This window comes from Streptomyces durhamensis (genome assembly GCF_000725475.1).
Lineage (GTDB): Bacteria > Actinomycetota > Actinomycetes > Streptomycetales > Streptomycetaceae > Streptomyces > Streptomyces filipinensis.
The window spans coordinates 20,728-39,913 of the sequence record NZ_JNXR01000028.1; the positions used below are offsets into that span (position 1 = coordinate 20,728).

Genomic DNA, 19,186 nt, shown 5'->3' on the forward strand with positions numbered 1-19,186 from the left:
GCGCGCCTCTACGTTGTGCGAGGTGCGCCAACCCTCACCTCAACCGAACCATCCGGCTCTGCCGTTCAACGCGCCGGCCGCCCGCAGGCTCCGCGCCGCGCTCGGCATGGGCTCCGAGCACGTCGCGTACGGGATGCGTGTCTCGTACGGACTGCCCTACGTCACCCCCGACCTCGTCATGGCCTGGGAACGCGGCGCCGCCGCGCCCCACAGTTCCGAACTCGCCGCCCTGGCCGGCGTGTTGTGGTGCTCCCCGGGCGAACTCATCAGCCGGCCGCGGACCCTGCGCGAGCACCGGATGTCCCGGGGCGTCGCGCCCGAGGACGTCGCCCACGCCGTCGACATGGACCTGCGCGGCTATCTGCGGATGGAGGAGAGCGGGCAGTGGCGGGGCAACGAACGCCAGTCGGCCGCGCTGGCCCGGCTGCTCGATCTGGCCCTGCCGGACTTCGTGGCCGTCACGGGCCGCGAGACCAGGCTCGCCGACCTGCTGAACAGCGCCGTCACCACCCGCTGGCAGGCCTATGTGCGGCCGGTGATGCGGCTGGCACCCCTGGAGCGCGGGGTCGTGGAGGAGGTGCTGCAGGGCCTGTACGAGGACTACCAGGGGCACATGGCCGCCACCCTCAGCTGGGGTGGCGGCAGCAGGAGCGCCAGTGACTCCGGGAAGGAGTTCCTCGACCAGATCGTGGAGAACTTCTGGCTGGCCGTCGGGGACAGGACCCCCTAGAAGACCGACTCGGCCTCGTCCATCCGGTGCTTCGGCACCGTCTTCAGCTCGGTGACCGCCTCCGCGAGCGGCACCATCACGATGTCGGTGCCGCGCAGCGCGGTCATCCTGCCGAACTGGCCGCGGTGCGCGGCCTCGACGGCGTGCCAGCCGAAGCGGGTGGCCAGGACGCGGTCGTAGGCGGTGGGGACCCCGCCGCGCTGGACGTGGCCGAGGATGACCGGCTTGGCCTCCTTGCCCAGGCGCCGCTCCAGCTCGTACGCCAGCGCGGTGCCGATGCCCTGGAAGCGCTCGTGGCCGTACTGGTCGATGTCGCCCTTGCCGTAGTCCATGGTGCCGTCGAGGGGGTGGGCGCCCTCGGCGACGCAGACGACGGCGAACTTCTTGCCGCGGGAGAAGCGCTCCTCGACCATCTTGACCAGGTCGGCCGGGTCGAAGGGGCGCTCGGGCAGGCAGATGCCGTGGGCGCCGGCGGCCATGCCGGACTCCAGGGCGATCCAGCCGGCGTGCCGGCCCATGACCTCGACGACCATCACGCGCTGGTGGGACTCGGCCGTGGTCTTCAGGCGGTCCATCGCCTCGCTCGCCACGCCCACGGCGGTGTCGAAGCCGAAGGTGCGGTCGGTGGAGGAGATGTCGTTGTCGATGGTCTTCGGGACGCCGACGACCGGCAGGCCCGCGTCGGAGAGCATGCGCGCCGCGGTCAGGGTGCCCTCGCCGCCGATCGGGATCAGCGCGTCGATGCCGAACTCCTCGACCATGTCGGCGGCCCCGTCGCAGGCCTCGCGCAGCCGGTCGCGCTCCAGGCGGGAGGAGCCGAGGATGGTGCCGCCGCGGGCCAGGATGCCGCTGACCGCGTCCAGGTCGAGGGTGCGGTAGTGCCGGTCGAGCAGGCCCCGGTAGCCGTCCTCGAACCCGATGACCTCGTCGCCGTACTGCGCCACAGCCCGGTGCACGACCGACCGGATCACGGCGTTCAGGCCGGGGCAGTCGCCGCCTGCGGTGAGAACTCCGATGCGCATCGTGCTGTGTCTCCTGCTCGCTGTCGGTGCCGGTGAGCCACTGTCGATTGTTCCACGTCCGCCGGGGCCGTGAGCCACTTGACGGGCGCCTTATCCGGGGCCAGGGGTATTGTCAAGAGGGTTCTGCTCACCTTGGTGGGCGATTTTTATGCCGACGATGACGCCGAAGACGATGAGAAACGGAGTGGACACGTGACGCGCAGCGTGTACGTGACCGGGATCGACCGCGGTGACGGCCGCCAGGTCGTGGAGCTGGGAGTCATGGAGCTCCTGACCCGGCAGGTCGACCGGGTGGGCGTCTTCCGTCCGCTCGTGCACGACGGCCCCGACCGGCTGTTCGAGCTGCTGCGGGCGCGCTACCGCCTCGCGCAGGACCCGGCGACCGTCTACGGCATGGACTACCACGAGGCGTCCGCGCTGCAGGCCGAGCAGGGCACCGACGAACTGGTCTCGACGCTGGTCGACCGCTTCCACCTGGTGGCCCGCGACTACGACGTCGTACTCGTCCTCGGCACCGACTTCGCCGACACCCAGCTCCCCGACGAGCTGTCCCTGAACGCCCGCCTGGCCAACGAGTTCGGCGCCTCCGTGATCCCCGTCGTCGGCGGCCGCAAGCAGCCGGCCGAGTCGGTGCTGGCCGAGACCCGCAACGCCTTCCGGGCGTACGACGGCCTCGGCTGCGACGTGCTGGCCATGGTCACCAACCGGGTGGCCCGCGAGGACCGCGACGAGATCGCCGAGCGGCTCGCCACCCGGCTGCCGGTCCCCTGCTACGTCGTGCCCGACGAGCCCGCGCTGTCCGCGCCGACCGTCTCCCAGATCGCCCACGCCCTCGACGCGAGGGTCCTGCTCGGCGACGACTCCGGGCTCGCCCGGGACGCGCTGGACTTCGTCTTCGGCGGCGCCATGCTGCCCAACCTCCTCGGCGCCCTGACCCCGGGCTGTCTGGTCGTCACCCCGGGCGACCGCGCCGACCTGGTCGTCGGCTCGCTGGCCGCGCACAGCGCCGGCACCCCGCCGATAGCCGGCGTGCTGCTCACCCTGAACGAGGTGCCGCGCGACGAGATCCTCACCCTCGCCGCCCGGCTCGCCCCGGGTACCCCGGTGCTGTCCGTGAGCGGCACCAGCTTCCCCACCGCCGAGCAGCTGTTCTCGCTGGAGGGCAAACTGGGCGCGGCCACCCCGCGCAAGGCGGAGACCGCGCTCGGCCTGTTCGAGCGGTACGCCGACACCGCCGAGCTGGCTCGCCGGGTCTCGGCGCCGAGCAGCGACCGGGTCACCCCGATGATGTTCGAGCACAAGCTGCTGGAGCAGGCCCGCTCCGACAAGCGGCGGGTCGTCCTCCCCGAGGGCACCGAGGAGCGGGTGCTGCACGCGGCCGAGGTGCTGCTGCGCCGGGGCGTGTGCGACCTGACCCTGCTCGGCCCGGTCGACCAGATCCGCAAGAAGGCCGCCGACCTCGGCATCGACCTCGGCGACACCCAGCTGATCGACCCGGCCTCCTCCGAACTGCGCGACGCCTTCGCCGAGCGGTACGCGGCCCTGCGCGCCCACAAGGGCGTCACGGTCGAGCTGGCCTACGACGTCGTCTCGGACGTCAACTACTTCGGCACCCTGATGGTGCAGGAGTGCCTGGCCGACGGCATGGTGTCCGGCTCGGTGCACTCCACGGCGGCCACCATCCGCCCGGCCTTCGAGATCATCAAGACCACGCCGGAGTCGTCGATCGTCTCGTCGGTGTTCTTCATGTGCCTGGCCGACAAGGTGCTGGTCTACGGCGACTGCGCGGTCAACCCGGACCCGGACGCCCAGGCGCTCGCGGACATCGCCGTCCAGTCGGCCGGTACGGCCGCGCAGTTCGGCGTGGAGCCCAGGATCGCGATGCTGTCGTACTCCACCGGCACCTCCGGCTCGGGCGCCGACGTCGACAAGGTGCGCGAGGCGACCGAGCTGGCGCGCTCGCGCCGGCCGGACCTGAAGATCGAGGGGCCGATCCAGTACGACGCGGCCGTGGAGCCGTCCGTCGCCGCGACCAAGCTGCCCGACTCCGATGTCGCCGGGCAGGCGACGGTGCTGATCTTCCCCGACCTCAACACGGGGAACAACACCTACAAGGCCGTGCAGCGTTCGGCGGGGGCGATCGCCGTCGGACCGGTCCTGCAGGGCCTGCGCAAGCCGGTCAACGACCTGTCCCGGGGCGCGCTCGTGCAGGACATCGTCAACACCGTCGCCATCACGGCGATCCAGGCCCAGACGCCCGCCAACTGACCACAGAGAGCACCCGATTCACCGTGACCGCGACCCGTGTCCTCGTCCTCAACTCCGGCTCCTCGTCGGTGAAGTACCAGCTGCTCGACATGCGCGACCGGAGCCGGCTCGCCGTCGGCCTGGTGGAGCGCATCGGCGAGCAGACCTCCCGGCTCAGGCACACCTGCCTGGCCTCCGGCGACACCCGTGAGCACACCGGCCCGATCGCCGACCACGACGCGGCGCTCAAGGCGGTCGCCGGGGAGCTGGGCCGGGACGGGCTGGGCCTCGACTCGCCGGAACTGGCCGCGATCGGGCACCGGGTGGTGCACGGCGGCATGTTCTTCACCGACCCGACCGTCATCGACGACGACGTGCTCGCCGAGGTCGAGCGGCTGATCCCGGTCGCCCCGCTGCACAACCCGGCCAACCTCACGGGCATCCGCACCGCCCGGGCGCTGCGCCCCGACCTGCCGCAGGTGGCCGTCTTCGACACCGCGTTCCACACGACGATGCCGGAGCCGGCGGCGCGCTACGCGATCGACCCGAAGATCGCCGACCGCCACCGCATCCGCCGCTACGGCTTCCACGGCACCTCCCACGCCTACGTCTCGCGGGAGACGGCGCGGCTGCTCGGCAAGGACCCGGCCGAGGTCAACGTGATCGTGCTGCACCTGGGCAACGGCGCCTCCGCCTCGGCGGTCCGGCGGGGCCGGTGCGTGGACACCTCCATGGGACTCACGCCTTTGGAGGGGCTCGTGATGGGTACGCGCTCCGGAGACCTGGATCCGGCCGTCATCTTCCATTTGGCCCGGGTTGGCGGAATGTCCATGGACGAGATCGACACTCTTCTCAACAAGAGGAGCGGTCTGTTCGGCTTGTGCGGGGACAACGACATGCGGGAGATCCGCCGCCGGATCGACGAGGGTGACGAAGAGGCCGCTCTCGCGTTCGACATTTACATTCACCGGCTCAAGAAGTACATCGGGGCCTATTACGCCGTACTCGGCACGGTGGACGCGGTCGCGTTCACGGCCGGGGTCGGCGAGAACGCGGCGCCCGTGCGGGAGGCGGCGATCGCGGGCCTGGAGGGGCTGGGCCTCGCGGTCGACCCGGAGCTGAACGCCGTGCGAGCGGACCGGGCGAGGCTCGTCTCGCCAGAGGGTGCGCGTGTCGCGGTCGCGGTGGTGCCGACGGATGAAGAACTGGAGATCGCGACGCAGACCTACGCACTGGTCGGAAAGAACAACTGAATAGCACCTGAGCGGTGTGGCACTCATTTGTATCTTCCGCCAGACGGAATATTCCGTAGCGAAACAAACCGATAGGATCGCCCCATGCGCCGTTCGAAAATCGTCTGTACTCTCGGCCCCGCGGTCGACTCCCACGAGATGCTCGTCGCCATGATCGAGGCGGGCATGAATGTGGCCCGGTTCAACTTCAGCCACGGCTCCCACGCCGAGCACCAGGCGCGGTACGACCGCGTCCGGGCCGCGTCCAAGGAGACCGGCCGGCCCATCGGCGTCCTCGCCGACCTGCAGGGCCCGAAGATCCGCCTGGAGACCTTCGCCGAGGGTCCGGTCGAGCTCGAACGCGGTGACGAGTTCGTCATCACGACCGAGGACGTGCCCGGCGACAAGCAGATCTGCGGCACGACCTACAAGGGGCTGCCGGGTGACGTCTCGCGCGGCGACCAGGTCCTCATCAACGACGGCAACGTCGAGCTGAAGGTGCTGGACGTCGAGGGCCCGCGGGTGAAGACGATCGTCATCGAGGGCGGTGTCGTCTCCGACCACAAGGGCATCAACCTGCCCGGCGCGGCCGTCAACGTGCCCGCGCTGAGCGAGAAGGACGTCGAGGACCTGCGGTTCGCCCTCCGCATGGGCTGCGACCTGGTCGCGCTGTCCTTCGTCCGGGACGCCAAGGACGTCCAGGACGTGCACCGCGTCATGGACGAGGAGGGCCGCCGGGTCCCCGTCATCGCCAAGGTGGAGAAGCCGCAGGCGGTGGAGAACATGGAGGACGTCGTCGCGGCGTTCGACGCCGTGATGGTGGCCCGTGGCGACCTCGCCGTCGAGTACCCGCTCGAAAAGGTCCCCATGGTGCAGAAGCGCCTGATCGAGCTGTGCCGGCGCAACGCCAAGCCGGTGATCGTGGCGACCCAGATGATGGAGTCGATGATCACCAACTCGCGCCCGACCCGCGCCGAGGCCTCCGACGTGGCCAACGCGATCCTGGACGGCGCCGACGCGGTCATGCTGTCGGCGGAGTCCAGCGTGGGCGCCTACCCGGTCGAGACGGTCAAGACCATGTCGAAGATCGTCGCCGCCGCCGAGCAGGAGCTGCTCTCCAAGGGCCTGCAGCCGCTGGTGCCGGGCAAGAAGCCACGCACCCAGGGCGGTTCGGTGGCCCGCGCGGCCTGCGAGATCGCCGACTTCCTCGGCGGCCGGGGCCTGATCGCCTTCACCCAGTCCGGTGACACCGCGCGCCGCCTGTCCCGCTACCGCGCGACCCCGCCGATCATCGCCTTCACCACCGACGAGGGCACCCGCAACCAGCTCACCCTGAGCTGGGGCGTGGAGCCGCACGTCGTGCCGTTCGTGAACACCACCGACGAGATGGTCGACCTGGTGGACCAGGAGGTCGCCCGGCTCGGCCGCTTCAACGCGGGCGACACGGTCATCATCACCGCCGGCTCGCCCCCCGGCGTCCCCGGCACCACGAACATGCTCCGCGTCCACCACCTGGGCACGCAGGGCAACTGACAGGCCTCACAAGGGCCTTGTACGGCGCTGAGGGCGCCCCCTGGAACCAGGGGGCGCCCTCAGCTGTGTGCGGCTCCCGAACGGGCTTGCAGGACCGGTCAGTCGGTCGTGTACACGTGCATGCCGGGCACGTGCAGGTTGCCGCCGAACTGGGCGGCCTGGACCACCTTGACGTTGGTGAAGTAGATCAGCGGCAGGTTCAGCGGGGGCGGGCTGTCGGGGCTGAACGTCATCGGGATCAGGCCGAACAGGTTGCCCGAGATCTTCTCCGTGTACATCGTCGTGTCGCCGCCCCGGATGGTGGACGTCGACCCCTTGGCCGCCTGCACGTGGTAGGTCTTGCCGGACAGCTTGTCCTTGACCGTCTGGTGCAGGTCGCCGATGTCCGTGCCGTTGGAGATGACGTACTTCAGGACCTTCTTGGTGGTGCCGGACGCCGTCTTCACCTCGACGATGCCCTGGTAGTCGGAGCCCTTGAGCAGGAGCGAGCTGGCGTCCAGGTACCAGGGGTCGTCGGCCACCGGCACCTTGTTGTCGACGCCGCTGACGTCGTCCGTGGCCTTGGGGCAGTTCTCCGCCGAGGCGGAGTCGCTCGCGGACGGGCTGGGCGTGGCCGAGCCGGCCGCGTCCTGGGCCGTCTTGGCGGTGTCCTGGACGGTCTCGGCGGTCTTGGAGACCGTGTCGGTGGTCTTCTTCACCGTGTCCCCGACCGTCTCGGTGGCCTTGGAGACGGTGTCGCCGACGGTGTCGGCGGCCTTGGAACCGGACGACGAGTCCGACGAGGACGAGTCCGCCTTGGACGCGTCCGAGGACGCGCTCGCCGACGGGGTCGCGGACGGCGTCGCACTCGCGGAGGAGCCGCCGGAGTCCTTGCCGCCGCCGAGGATGCCGCCCAGCGTGTCGCCGATGGTGTCCAGCAGACCGCCACTGCTCTTGGACGCGGACGGCGTCGGCGTGGCCGTGTCACCGCTGGAGGACGACGAGCCCGAGTCCGAGCCGGAGCCCGACGAGCCGGAGGTCGCGGTCGGCTCGGGCGTGGCCTTGTCGCCGGAACCTGAATCCGGCGAAGAGGACGTGCCCGAGTGGCCGGACTTCGTGTCCTTGGAGTTCTTGGCGTCCTTGGCGTCCGCGCTCGCCGAGGGCGACGGCGTGGCCTTGTCACCGGACGCGCTCTCCGAGGCGGAGGGCGAGGGCGACGACGAGGTGTCCTTGGAGCCGTCCAGCGCCTTGACGCAGTCCTTGTACTCGTCGGCCGTCAGGCTCTTGGCCGTCGTCGACGGGGACGGGCTGCCGCCGCCGGCCGCGAGGGCCAGCGTGGAGGTGAAGCCCATGCCCATCAGCACCGCGGTGGGCATCGCCACGGAGGCGATCGCCTTGCCGGCCGGCATGTGGAACCTGGTGAACAACGGTTTTCTGGGGGCCGCGTGGCGCGGGCCGGTTCTCCCGCGGGACCCGTCCACATCGGTCCCGCGGGTCACCTCGTCAGCCGGCACTGTGCCTCCCGTTCGCCCCGTTGGCCGGGCTCGTTCCTGACAGGTCGTTCTCCCCGGGCGCGGCGAAGCCCTGGAAGGGGACATCGCCCGGCGCGTCGGCGCGCTGCTCCGGCAGCGGCGCGGTCTGCGGGGCGCCGCCCTCGCCCGGCGCCGCCTCGGCCGGCGGCTGCTGCTGCGGCGGCGCGCCCGGACTCCAGGCCACGGCCAGCGCCCCGCCGATCAGCGAGAGCAGGAAGCCGACGATGAAGCCGCCGATGTTGGACAGCGGGATGGACACCAGCGCCAGCAGGATCGCCGCGATACCCGCGAAGACCCGGATGTGCTGCTGGACCCAGAGGGTGACGCCCAGGACGATGAGCAGCGCGCCGATGATCAGGGAGCTGGAGCCGCCGGGCGTCCCCATCGTCATCGTGAGGTGGCCCAGCTGCAGGTGGGCGTACGGAAAGTACAGGATGAGAAAGCCGCCGAGCATGACGAACAGTCCGGCCCAGAACGGACGTGTGCCCCGCCAGGCGCGGAACTGCAGCCTCCGGCGGGTGAACTGGCCGGGTGCGGCGGCAGGAGTCTCGGCGCTCATGGAAACAGCTCCCTGGTGCGGCGTTGCTGTGGTGGTGATGTGTGCCGCGTGTGAAACGCGGCCGGAGAGGGGACGGGCGGGGGCGCCACCGGCTCCCCCGCCCGTCAGCGAGTGCTTAGTAGCACTCCTTGACACCCGTCGACAGCGACATGTGAAGGCCGCTGAGTTTGAAGGTGCCGGCGGTGGTCGCCCACGCCGTCTGCTTCACGTCCTTCAGCGTGGCCGAGTCGGCCTGCTGCGCGAAGCCGTACGGGTTGGTCTGCTCGCTCCCGCCCTTCAGGCCCGGACCCTTGTCGGCGTCCTTGGCGGCCACACCGATGTCGATGTTGTTGAAGGTCGCGTCGGCGTTCAGGTCGGCAACGTCGATGTAGATGTTGTCGGCCTGGACCTTGTCGTGGCCCGCGCCGCCGGCCCGCAGGATCAGGCTGACGTTGCCGAAGATCGGCACGTCCGGCGTGACCACGGACTGGCAGAGGTTGGTGATCTCCGCGTGCTTGAACGCCGAGACGGCCACCGGGTGGGCCGTCTTCTTGCCGTCCATCGTGTAGCCGCTGTCGATGGCGCCGTACTGCTCGAAGCCGGTGCCCTGGAGCTCGTCGGCGGACACCTTGAACGACTGGCCGGACACGCTGAACGAGGCGGCGAGAGCGCCCTGCGCGAGGGCGACACCTATACACGCCGTGGCGGCCACGCTGGGCACCATGACCACAGCGAACCGCTTCCATCTGGTCCCGCCACGCACCTGGGACTCCATATTTCCTCCTTCTCGGACGTACATCTCCTGGCCCGGACTCGCCCCAGTCGGCGGCTCAGTCGGGCAGGGATGGGAGAAGTGCTACGTCCTCGGGAAGGAGAGCGCCCATGCTCGGAGGCGCGAACCGCGCCCGAATCACCGGCGATCACCCCCGAGCGACAACCACTGGTCGCGCCTGACACACATCACGCACAACCCTGCTGGACAGGCTTCGCCCGAGGACGAAGACCCCCCTGTCCTAGAGCCCGCGCCACTGCCGCCGGCTCTGCTCGGTGGGGACCCAGATTCTCTCGTGACCCGACCGGATGCCGGGGTGTGGAAACGGACCGAGCGTCGCCGATCGTGGTGCATTCTCGCGCCGGACACAAGGGGGTTCGTTACTGGCTAGTAACGGCCGGATAACCGGAGGACGACCGCCCGGTCTCGGAATGCGACGCTGGGTGGCAACTGTGGGCAGAGCAAAGCCGTTGATCCCTGGACGAAACCAGACAGATCAACGGCCTCGATTTACTCGGAGTAACAGTTTGCGCAATGACCAAGATTTGGTAAAGCGCAGCCGCCCTGACGCTTCGTCGGCAAATCTTTCACCCCGGCATCACAAGCCGTGGCGTTTAGTGACTGGTCAGAACAAGGCGCGCGCGAGCGCCCTTCGAGCGCCGATCACGCGCGGGTCCTCGGGCCCCACGACCTCGAACAACTCCAGCAGCCTGCGCCGTACCGTGTCCCGGTCGTCACCGACGGTGCGCTGCACGGTGTCGATCAGACGGCCGAAGGCGTCCTCGACATGCCCGCCCACCAGGTCCAGGTCGGCGGCGGCGATCTGCGCGTCGACATCCTTCGGCTTCTCGGCGGCCTCCTGACGGACCTTCTGCGGGTCGAAGCCCTGCACCCGCTGCAGCAACTCGGCCTGCGCCAGGCCCAGCTTGGCCTCGGGGTGCGCCGGGTCGTCGGCCAGCACGTTCTTGTAGGCCTGGACGGCACCGGCCAGATCCCCGGCGTCCAGGGCGTCGGCGGCCGCGTTCAGCGCGGCGTCGTAGGGGCCCGCGTGCTCGACGGGCGCGGCGGCGCCCGGCTGCGCGTCCGGGTCGACGTTCAGGCCGGTGATGCCGAACCGCTGCTCGGCGACCTGCACCAGCTGGTCCAGGGTCTGCCGGATCTGCTCCTCACCGGCCGCTCCCTGGAACAGCGGCAGCGCCTGGCCCGCGACGACGGCGAACACCGCCGGGATGCCCTGCACCCCGAACTGCTGCATCAGCATCTGGTTGGCGTCGACGTCGATCTTGGCGAGGAGGAAGCGCCCGCCGTACTCGACGGCCAGCCGCTCCAGGACCGGGCTCAGCTGCTTGCAGGGCTGACACCACTCGGCCCAGAAGTCGATGACGACGGGGACTTCGGCGGACCGCTGCAGGACATCGCGTTCGAAGCCCGCCTCATCGACGTCGATGACGAGATCGGCCGGGGCTACGGCCCCCGTGCCGCCCTGCCGGGCGGCTTCGGCGCGCGTCTGCTCGGCCTTGGCCTTGGCCTCCTGGGCCGCCTTCACCGCGGCGAGGTCGACGACGCCGCTCATGGACATGTTCCGTGGCTGCATGCGTCTATCCTCCCCCGATCCCGCGCCTGAATGAAAAAGTCGTGTGCGCCGGCGCCGGGTCCCCACCCCACGCCGCGTGGTCGTCGCTCGTGTACGTCCCTCACGAGCTTTCGCTACGAGTCGTAGCGTAATGCCATGCGGCCCCCGCGCGACACCACCCCCCGGTGATCTCCCTCACGACCGCACAGATCCCGCCGGTTATGGTCAAGGGATGCAGAGCCGCACTCCCGCCGGCCGTACCGGCCGTCCGCGCAGCGCCGCCGCGGACACCGCGATCCTGGCCGCGACCCGGCAGGCGCTGGTGGAACTGGGCTGGTCCAAGCTCACCCTGGGAGACGTGGCGACACGCGCCGGCGTTGCGAAGACGACGCTGTACCGCCGCTGGGCCGGCAAGCCGGAGCTGGTGTGCGACGCGGTGGCGGAGCTCTTCGACGAGCTCGAACTCCCCGACCTGGGCAGTCTGGCCGCCGACATCGAGGGCGTGGTCCTGCAGTTCGCGGCGATCCTGGCCCGCCCGGAGGCGAAGAGTGGCCTGATGGCGGTGGTGGCCGAGTCCACGCGCGACGACGCCCTGCGCGAACGCATCCGCGCCTCCATCGTGGAGCGTCAGATGCGCCTGGTCCTGGAGGGCCGCGCGCGGGCACAGCAGCGGGGCGAACTCCCCCCGGAACCCGATCCGCAGGAGTCCGCCCGCACGGTGGACCTGATCTTCGACATGGTCGCGGGCGCGGTGGTCCACCGCACCCTGGTGAGCGGCAAGCCGGCGGACGAGGAGTGGGTGCGCAGCTTCACCCGCGTCCTGCTGCTGGGCCTCGCCTCCCAGCCGGCCGAGCCGGGGGTCCAGGGGGCAGCGCCCCCCGGTACACCCCCGTGCGGCGACGACACCCCCTAGAAGCCGGCCGGCTCCGTGTAGACGCCCCACTCGTCCCGCAGCACCCCGCAGATCTCGCCCAGGGTGGCCTCCGCCCGCACCGCGTCCAGCATGGGCCCGATCATGTTGGAGCCGTTCCGGGCGGCGTCCAGCATCGCGTCCAGCGCGGAGCGCACCGCGGACTCGTCCCGTGCCGCCTTCCGCTCGGCGAGCACCCGCACCTGCTCCCGCTCGACCTCGTGGCTGACCCGCAGGATCTCCAGATCCCCGGTGACGGACCCGGTGGCCACGTTGACGCCGACGACCCTCTTGTCGCCCTTCTCCAGCGCCTGCTGGTACCGGAACGCGGACTCGGCGATCTCCCCGGTGAACCAGCCGTCCTCGATCCCGCGCAGGATCCCGGAGGTGACCGGCCCGATCGGGTGCCGTCCGTCCGGGTGCGCCCGAAGACCGCGCTCCTTGATCTGCTCGAAGATCTTCTCCGCGTCGGCCTCGATCCGGTCCGTGAGCTGCTCGACGTACCAGGAGCCGCCCAGCGGGTCGGCCACGTTGGCGACGCCGGTCTCCTCCATCAGCACCTGCTGGGTGCGCAGCGCGATCTCCGCCGCCTGCTCGGAGGGCAGGGCGAGCGTCTCGTCCAGCGCGTTGGTGTGCAGCGAGTTGGTCCCGCCGAGGACGGCCGCCAGCGCCTCCACGGCCGTACGGACCACGTTGTTGTAGGGCTGCTGCGCGGTCAGCGAGACCCCGGCGGTCTGCGTGTGGAACCGCAGCCACTGCGCCTTCTCGCTCTTCGCGCCGTACACGTCGCGCATCCAGCGCGCCCAGATCCGGCGGGCGGCCCGGAACTTGGCGATCTCCTCGAAGAAGTCCACGTGCGCGTCAAAGAAGAAGGACAGCCCCGGCGCGAACACGTCCACGTCGAGGCCCCGGCTGAGCCCCAGCTCGACGTACCCGAAACCGTCGGCGAGCGTGTACGCCAGCTCCTGCGCGGCCGTCGCGCCCGCCTCCCGGATGTGGTAGCCGGAGACGGACAGCGGCTTGTAGGCGGGGATGCCGGCGGCGCAGTACTCCATCAGGTCGCCGATGAGGCGCAGATGGGGCTCGGGCTGGAAGAGCCACTCCTTCTGCGCGATGTACTCCTTGAAGATGTCGGTCTGCAGGGTCCCGTTGAGCACCCCCGGATCGACGCCCTGCCGCTCGGCGGCGACCAGGTACATGCAGAAGACGGGTACGGCCGGGCCGCTGATGGTCATGGACGTCGTCACATCGCCGAGCGGGATGTCCTTGAACAGGACCTCCATGTCGGCGGCCGAGTCGATGGCGACGCCGCAGTGCCCGACCTCGCCGAGCGAGCGGGGTTCGTCGGAGTCGCGCCCCATCAGCGTGGGCATGTCGAAGGCCACGGACAGGCCCCCGCCGCCGGCGGCCAGGATCATCTTGTACCGCTCGTTGGTCTGCTCGGCGTTGCCGAAGCCGGCGAACTGCCGGATCGTCCAGGTACGCCCGCGGTAGCCGGTCGGATGGAGGCCGCGGGTGTAGGGATACTCCCCGGGCCAGCCGATCCGCTCGAATCCCTCGTACGTGTCACCCGGCCGGGGCCCGTAGACCGGCTCCACGGGATCGCCGGAGAGCGTGGTGAAGTCAGCGTCGCGCTTGCGCGCGGCGTCGTAGCGGGCCTGCCAGCGCCGGCGGCCTTCCTCGATGGCGTGAGCGTCCATACCCTCGAATTTACTTGGACGTCCTAGTAAATGTCGATGGCAGACCGCCGCACGGCGCTCGTACGGCGGTCGAGCCGGGGCTCGGACCCGGGCTCAGGCCTTGGCGACGGCCGGTGCCGCGTCCGTGGTGCCGGCCTCCAGCTCGCGGCTGACCTTCCGCTCGACGAAGAAGGCGGCGGTGGGGATGGTCCCGGCGAGCAGCACCCACAGCTGCTTGGCGACGGGCCACTTCGCCTTCGAGCCCAGGTCGAAGGCGAAGATCAGGTAGATGACGTACAGCCAGCCGTGGGCGATACCGATGAAGGTGGTGAAGGTGTCGGCACCGTCGATGTGCAGCCCGTACTTGGCGATCACGCCCAGGGTCAGCAGGACCAGCAGCACACCGGTGACATAGGCCATGACGCGGTAGCGGGTCAGCACGCTCTTCTTCATGGAGACGAGCGTAACCACCCGTTCCGGGAGATCTTGCCCGGGGTCACTCCTCGTCGAAGTCGTGTGCCGCGACCCGCAGCGGGCGCAGCATGGCGAAGATCTCCGCGCACTCCTCCGCGTCGTACACCCCGAGCCCGAAGTCCATGGCCATCAGGTCGCGGGTGGCCGCGTCGACCACTTCGCGCCCCTTGTCGGTGATGACGGCGAGGGTGCCACGCCCGTCGTTGGGATTGGGCCGTTTGGCCACCAGCCCGGACTTCACCAGCCGGTCGACGGTGTTGGTGACGGACGTGGGATGCACCATCAGCCGCTCACCGATCTTGGACATGGGCAGCTCGCCGGCCTTGGAGAAGGTGAGCAGCACCAGCGCCTCGTACCGCGCGAACGTCAGTCCGTACGGCTTGACCACCGCGTCCACCTCGGCGAGCAGGATCTGCTGGGCCCGCATGATCGAGGTGATCGCGGCCATGGACGGCACGTTTCCCCAGCGCTGCTTCCAGAGCTCGTCGGCACGGGCGATGGGGTCGAAGGGAAGGCTGAGTGGCTTCGGCACGTCATCAGACCCTACCGGCCGGTCATATGTCGGTCAGCCCCGTCTCGGCTTTCGGTCGCCCGGGCCGCGACGGCGAGACCGCAGCAGCACAGGACGCCCGCCGCGCCGGCCCCCGCCACCGCCGTCCGTACGCCCGCCACCTGCGCCGACACGCCGGCCAGCGCCATGCCGACGCCCTGGACGGTCATCAGGCCCGCGCTCAGCACGGTCATGGCCCGTCCGCGCAGCTCTTGCGGCACCGCCCGGACGAACCACTGGTCCAGGCCCAGGGTGTACGCCGATCCGGCCCCGGACAGCAGCAGGAGCAGCAGCGAGACGGCGAGCCCGGGCCGCAGGGCGAAACCGAGGTACGGCAGCAGCGTCAGGCACAGAAGGGGCAGCGCGACGCGTTCGCGGGCCACGGGTGCGAGCCTGGCCCCGGCGAACAGCTCGCCGGCCACCGTGCCGACGGGCAGGGCACACATCAGCAGGCCGAGGCCCGCCGAGCCGCTGCCCAGCTCGTCCGCGTACGGCGCCGCCAGCGCCTCGGGGACGACCGAGAACCCCGCCGGGATCCAGAACAGCAGGAGCAGGACGCGCACCCGGCGGTCGGCGAACAGCGGGCGCAGACCGGGCGGGGTGTCCGTGCGCCGGCGGGTGCGGGCGGGGCGTTGCCGGGTGCCGCAGCGCAGCAGCCCGGCGGAGGCGAGGAAGGTGCCGACGGTGATCAGCAGGGCGTGGCGCGGGCTGACCGCCGTGAGCAGCAGGCCGCCGAGTCCGTAGCCGACGAGCAGGGTGCTCTGGGCGACGATCCGCAGCAGGGAGCGGCCGAGCACGAACAGCTCGCCGTCGCCGAGGACGTCGGCCAGGGTGGCCATGCGGGTGCCGGAGAACACCGGCGCGACGACGGCCAGGGCGCAGCGCAGCGCGAGGAGCAGTCCGATGCCGGCGCCCGGGGCGGTCATCACGGCCACGCAGCCGGCGCACACCAGGTCGCAGGTGACGAGCACCCTCCGGGCCGGGAAGCGGTCGGCGACGGGGGCGAGCAGGGTGCCGCCGACGGCGTACGGCAAAAAGCCCAGCGCGAAGGTGAGCGCGCTGAGCAGGGGCGAGCGGGTGAGGTCGTAGACGAGGACGGACAGCGCGATCTCGCTGACGATCACGCCGAGCATGGACAGCACATGGGCGGCGAAGACGGCCCGGAACTCGGGCACGGCGAGGACACGGCCGTAGCCGGCGGGCGCCGGGGCGGCCTGCGGTGGTGCGGACATGCCGGGCAGCGTGCCGGGTTCCGGGCGGGACGCCGTAGAGTTTCGGCTCCAGCCGAATCTTCCCCTGGAGGTGGGCCGTGCCCTCCCGGCTGCACTTCGGCGACGACGACTTCCTGCGCTGCCGGTTCGCGATCTCGCCGCTGTGGGAGACGCAGGAGGCGGTGCGCACCCTGAGCCGCCCCGACCGGCACGCCTATCAGGCGCCCTGGCTGCGCAGGATCAGGGACGCGGCGGCCGGGCTCGACCTGGCTCCGCTGTGGCTGCTGATGCCCCGGCGCGGCCACTCACCGGACTGGCTCGGCGCACCGCCGATCGGACCGGCGGCCACCTTCGAGGAGGAGATCGCGGCCGTGCGGGCGTCGGATCCGGAAGCGGCCCGCGAGGACACCGCCCTGGCGCTGGCCTGCACCCCGGGCGCGCTCCGGTCACCGCGGGGCCGGGCCTGGCTCGCCGACCCGGCGCGGATGATCGAGGAGCTGGCGGACGCCGTGGAGGCGGCCTGGCGGGTGCTGATCGCGCCGGACTGGCCGCGGCTGCGGGCGCTGCTGGAGGCGGACGTGGCCTTCCACTCGCGGCGGCTGGCCGAGGTGGGGCTCGGCACCCTGCTGCCGGAGCTGGACAGCCGGCTGTCCTGGGACGGCCGTACGCTGACGCTCGCGCTGCACACCGAGCACGCGCGCGACCTCGACGGCCAGGGCCTGGTGCTGATGCCGAGCGTGTTCTCGTGGCCCGACGTGATCACGGGTTTCGAGCCCCCGTGGCAGCCCACGCTGGTCTACCCGGCGCGCGGCATCGCGGGCCTGTGGACCGAGCCGGGCGCCGGGACCCCGGATGCGCTGGTACGGCTGCTGGGCCGCAACCGGGCGGCGGTCCTGGCCGCGCTGGACGAACCGGCGACCACGTCGGCGCTCGCCCACCGGCTGCGGCTGGCCCCGTCGTCGGTGTCGTCGCACCTGACGGTGCTGCGCGACGCGGGCCTGCTGACGGCCCGCCGCTACGGGCACCAGGTGCTGTACGAACGCACGCCGCTGGGCATGGCACTCACCGTGTCACCGGCCACGCCCCCGACGCCTAGGCCAGATGCCGCTCGACCGTCTCCACCTTGGAGGTGAGCCCGTCGGTCACCCCGGGACGGATGTCGGCCTTGAGGACGAGGGAGACGCGCGGTGCCCGCTCCTCGACCGCCGCGACGGCGCGCTTGACCACGTCCATGACCTGGTCCCACTCGCCCTCGATGCTGGTGAACATCGCGTCGGTGCGATGGGGCAGGCCCGACGCGCGGACCACGCGGACGGCTTCGGCGACGTACTCCCCCACGTCCTCGCCGACGCCCAGGGGCGTCACGGAGAAGGCGACGATCATGCGTTCACGATTCCTTCCTTGCGGGCGCGGGCGGCGATGACGGCGTCCTCGGCCTCCCGGCGCAGCGCGCGCTCGATGACGAAGCCACCGCCGGGGATGACCGAGTACGCGAAGTAGAGGGCTCCCTTGCCCTTGGCCCACTTGGTCCGGTTCCAGGCGTCCGCCCAGAAGAGCACGTAGAGGACGAACAGCACGCCGTGGATCGGACCCAGCACCGGCGCCACGTCGAAGGCGCTGTCGACCGTGTACTTGATGACGGTGCAGGTCGCGAGGATGATCCAGGAAATGCCCTCCGGAACGGAGATCAGTCGGAGGCGGCGGATGGCGGAGGCTGTCTTGAGGTCCACGGGTCACCTTCGGTGGGAGAGTCGCTGACGGCGCGATCGCTTCGTGATCCGGTTTGTGAACGGAAGCACAAACGCCCCGCCATTGTGGCAAACGACGCCCGTAAGGGTGCGCTCAGGGTCCGTGTCCATCCGGGGGACCTGTTCCGTCCACCCAAGGCGCCGCTACTTTCACTCCGTGGCGATGTTCCGACTGCAGGGAAGCAAGGTGCTCGCCGTCGACATGACGGGGGACACGGTGAAGGCGAAGAACGGCTCGATGGTCGCGTACGACGGGGAGATGAGCTTCAAGAAGCTGAGCGGTGGCGGGGAGGGACTGCGCGGCATGGTGACGCGGCGGCTCACCGGCGAGCAGATGGCGGTGATGGAGGTGAAGGGGCACGGCACGTGCTGGTTCGCGGACCGGGCCTCGGAGATCAACCTGGTCGGTCTCCAGGGCGACAAGCTGTACGTGGAGTCGAGCAACCTGCTCGCGACGGACACGGGGCTGCGCACCGGTACGACGTTCACCGGGCTGCGCGGCGCCTCGCAGGGCAACGGGCTGTTCACGACGACCGTGGAGGGCCACGGGCAGGCCGCGATCATGTCCGACGGGCCGGCGGTCGCGCTCCGGGTCGCCCCGCAGTACCCGCTGATCGTCGACCCGGGCGCCTACATAGCCCACCAGGGCAACGTCCGGCAGTCCTTCCAGTCGGGCGTGACGTTCCGCACGTTCCTCGGGGAGGGCGGCGGCGAGGCCTTCCAGATCCGCTTCGAGGGCGACGGACTGGTGTACGTGCAGCCGAGCGAGCGGAACACGATCGCGGGGGATCTGTAGCCATGGCCTTCCGAGAGGTCAACTCCAAGATGGTCGAGGCGACCGTGCTGCCCGGCCAGCGGCTGTTCAGCCAGCGCGGCGCGATGCTCGCCTACCAGGGGGACGTGTCCTTCACCCCGAACCTGCAGGGCGGCCAGGGCGGGCTGATGTCGATGGTCGGGCGCCGGGTGACGGGCGAGGCGACCCCGCTGATGACCGTCGAGGGCAGCGGGACCGTCTTCTTCGGGCACGGCGGCCACCACGTCCATGTCATCCACCTCACCGGCGACACCCTCTACGTGGAGGCCGACCGCCTGCTCGCCTTCGAGGGCACGCTCCGGCAGGGCACGATGTTCATGGGCTCCCAGGGCGGGGTGATGGGCCTGGTCCGGGGCCAGGTCACCGGGCAGGGGCTGTTCACCACGACCCTGCAGGGCCAGGGCTCCGTCGCCGTGATGGCGCACGGCGGCGTCTTCGAGATCCCGATCACCCCCCAGCGCCCGGTCCACGTCGACCCGCAGGCGTACGTCGCCCACCACGGCGAGGTCCGCAACAAGCTGTCCACCGCGATCGGCTGGCGCGAGATGGTGGGCCGCGGCTCCGGCGAGGCCTTCCAGCTGGAGCTGAGCGGCAGCGGCACGGTGTACGTCCAGGCCTCGGAGGAGAAGCTGTGAGCGCGCA

Annotated in this window: 19 protein-coding genes; 8 read left to right on the forward strand and 11 right to left on the reverse strand. The window is 70.7% G+C overall.

The window, feature by feature from the left end; all coding sequences use genetic code 11:
• Nucleotides 1-22: 22 nt before the first annotated feature.
• On the forward strand, nucleotides 23-730 hold the full coding sequence (locus IO33_RS0132925; protein ID WP_031171811.1) for a hypothetical protein: 708 nt from the start codon (nucleotides 23-25) through the stop codon (nucleotides 728-730).
• On the opposite strand, the gene IO33_RS0132930 is transcribed toward IO33_RS0132925, so the two are convergent.
• Nucleotides 727-1,752 (reverse strand): ATP-dependent 6-phosphofructokinase, encoded by a 1,026-nt coding sequence (locus tag IO33_RS0132930; RefSeq protein WP_031171812.1) that lies wholly within the window; start codon nucleotides 1,750-1,752, stop codon nucleotides 727-729. The genes IO33_RS0132925 and IO33_RS0132930 overlap by 4 nt on opposite strands.
• A 192-nt stretch (nucleotides 1,753-1,944) precedes the next feature.
• On the opposite strand from IO33_RS0132930, the gene pta reads away from it, so the two are divergent.
• The 3 genes from pta to pyk all read left to right on the forward strand — a co-directional run bounded on the left by pta (nucleotide 1,945) and on the right by pyk (nucleotide 6,764).
• Entirely contained in the window at nucleotides 1,945-4,020 is a 2,076-nt protein-coding gene (gene pta / locus IO33_RS0132935; RefSeq protein ID WP_031171814.1) for a phosphate acetyltransferase, read from the forward strand.
• A 23-nt stretch (nucleotides 4,021-4,043) separates the two neighbouring features.
• Nucleotides 4,044-5,252 carry an acetate kinase gene (locus IO33_RS0132940; RefSeq protein ID WP_031171816.1) on the forward strand — a complete coding sequence of 403 codons (1,209 nt, stop codon included), beginning with the start codon at nucleotides 4,044-4,046 and terminating at the stop codon, nucleotides 5,250-5,252.
• Nucleotides 5,253-5,336: 84 nt separating this feature from the next.
• A complete protein-coding gene (gene pyk, locus IO33_RS0132945; RefSeq protein ID WP_031171818.1) occupies nucleotides 5,337-6,764 on the forward strand; it encodes a pyruvate kinase in 1,428 nt (475 codons plus the stop codon).
• A gap of 98 nt (nucleotides 6,765-6,862) precedes the next feature.
• Here pyk and IO33_RS0132950 read toward each other — a convergent pair whose 3' ends face one another.
• The 4 genes from IO33_RS0132950 to IO33_RS0132965 form a co-directional block, all read right to left on the reverse strand.
• Nucleotides 6,863-8,257, reverse strand: a complete 1,395-nt coding sequence (locus IO33_RS0132950) for a hypothetical protein (RefSeq protein ID WP_031171820.1) — start codon at nucleotides 8,255-8,257, stop codon at nucleotides 6,863-6,865.
• A complete protein-coding gene (locus IO33_RS0132955) occupies nucleotides 8,247-8,834 on the reverse strand; it encodes a DUF6114 domain-containing protein (RefSeq protein WP_031171822.1) in 588 nt (195 codons plus the stop codon). The genes IO33_RS0132950 and IO33_RS0132955 overlap by 11 nt, the downstream gene beginning before the upstream one ends.
• Before the next feature lie 115 nt (nucleotides 8,835-8,949).
• A complete protein-coding gene (locus IO33_RS0132960) occupies nucleotides 8,950-9,588 on the reverse strand; it encodes a DUF6230 family protein (protein WP_031171824.1) in 639 nt (212 codons plus the stop codon).
• Between the two features lie 622 nt (nucleotides 9,589-10,210).
• The gene (locus tag IO33_RS0132965; RefSeq protein ID WP_031171826.1) at nucleotides 10,211-11,179 is read right to left on the reverse strand and encodes a tetratricopeptide repeat protein; all 969 of its coding nucleotides are present in this window, start codon (nucleotides 11,177-11,179) and stop codon (nucleotides 10,211-10,213) included.
• Nucleotides 11,180-11,390: 211 nt separating this feature from the next.
• On the opposite strand from IO33_RS0132965, the gene IO33_RS0132970 reads away from it, so the two are divergent.
• Entirely contained in the window at nucleotides 11,391-12,071 is a 681-nt protein-coding gene (locus IO33_RS0132970) for a TetR/AcrR family transcriptional regulator (protein ID WP_051927111.1), read from the forward strand.
• Here the strand turns inward: IO33_RS0132970 and icmA are convergent.
• From icmA to IO33_RS0132990, 4 genes are all read right to left on the reverse strand, one after another.
• Nucleotides 12,068-13,768 (reverse strand): coenzyme B12-dependent isobutyryl-CoA mutase large subunit, encoded by a 1,701-nt coding sequence (gene icmA, locus IO33_RS0132975; protein ID WP_031171832.1) that lies wholly within the window; start codon nucleotides 13,766-13,768, stop codon nucleotides 12,068-12,070. The genes IO33_RS0132970 and icmA overlap by 4 nt on opposite strands.
• Nucleotides 13,769-13,861: 93 nt before the next feature.
• Nucleotides 13,862-14,200 carry a DUF3817 domain-containing protein gene (locus IO33_RS0132980; protein ID WP_031171835.1) on the reverse strand — a complete coding sequence of 113 codons (339 nt, stop codon included), beginning with the start codon at nucleotides 14,198-14,200 and terminating at the stop codon, nucleotides 13,862-13,864.
• Between the two features lie 43 nt (nucleotides 14,201-14,243).
• Nucleotides 14,244-14,753, reverse strand: coding sequence for a MarR family winged helix-turn-helix transcriptional regulator (locus IO33_RS0132985; protein WP_031171837.1), 510 nt, complete (start codon nucleotides 14,751-14,753; stop codon nucleotides 14,244-14,246).
• Nucleotides 14,754-14,764: 11 nt separating this feature from the next.
• The gene (locus IO33_RS0132990) at nucleotides 14,765-16,003 is read right to left on the reverse strand and encodes an MFS transporter (protein ID WP_031171839.1); all 1,239 of its coding nucleotides are present in this window, start codon (nucleotides 16,001-16,003) and stop codon (nucleotides 14,765-14,767) included.
• A 77-nt stretch (nucleotides 16,004-16,080) separates the two neighbouring features.
• On the opposite strand from IO33_RS0132990, the gene IO33_RS0132995 reads away from it, so the two are divergent.
• Entirely contained in the window at nucleotides 16,081-17,115 is a 1,035-nt protein-coding gene (locus IO33_RS0132995) for an ArsR/SmtB family transcription factor (protein ID WP_078963996.1), read from the forward strand.
• Here IO33_RS0132995 and IO33_RS0133000 read toward each other — a convergent pair.
• Together IO33_RS0133000 and IO33_RS0133005 are read right to left on the reverse strand one after the other, a co-directional pair.
• Complete coding sequence (locus IO33_RS0133000) at nucleotides 17,075-17,365, reverse strand: MTH1187 family thiamine-binding protein (protein WP_031171845.1); 291 nt, start codon at nucleotides 17,363-17,365, stop codon at nucleotides 17,075-17,077. The two genes, IO33_RS0132995 and IO33_RS0133000, sit on opposite strands and share 41 nt — an antisense overlap.
• Complete coding sequence (locus tag IO33_RS0133005; RefSeq protein ID WP_031171846.1) at nucleotides 17,362-17,712, reverse strand: DUF3817 domain-containing protein; 351 nt, start codon at nucleotides 17,710-17,712, stop codon at nucleotides 17,362-17,364. Before IO33_RS0133005 ends, IO33_RS0133000 begins: the two co-directional genes overlap by 4 nt.
• A gap of 181 nt (nucleotides 17,713-17,893) precedes the next feature.
• Between IO33_RS0133005 and IO33_RS0133010 the strand changes: the two genes are divergently transcribed.
• Nucleotides 17,894-18,526, forward strand: coding sequence for an AIM24 family protein (locus tag IO33_RS0133010; RefSeq protein ID WP_031171848.1), 633 nt, complete (start codon nucleotides 17,894-17,896; stop codon nucleotides 18,524-18,526).
• Between the two features lie 2 nt (nucleotides 18,527-18,528).
• The gene (locus IO33_RS0133015) at nucleotides 18,529-19,179 is read left to right on the forward strand and encodes an AIM24 family protein (RefSeq protein WP_031171850.1); all 651 of its coding nucleotides are present in this window, start codon (nucleotides 18,529-18,531) and stop codon (nucleotides 19,177-19,179) included.
• The last annotated feature ends 7 nt before the right edge of the window (nucleotides 19,180-19,186 follow it).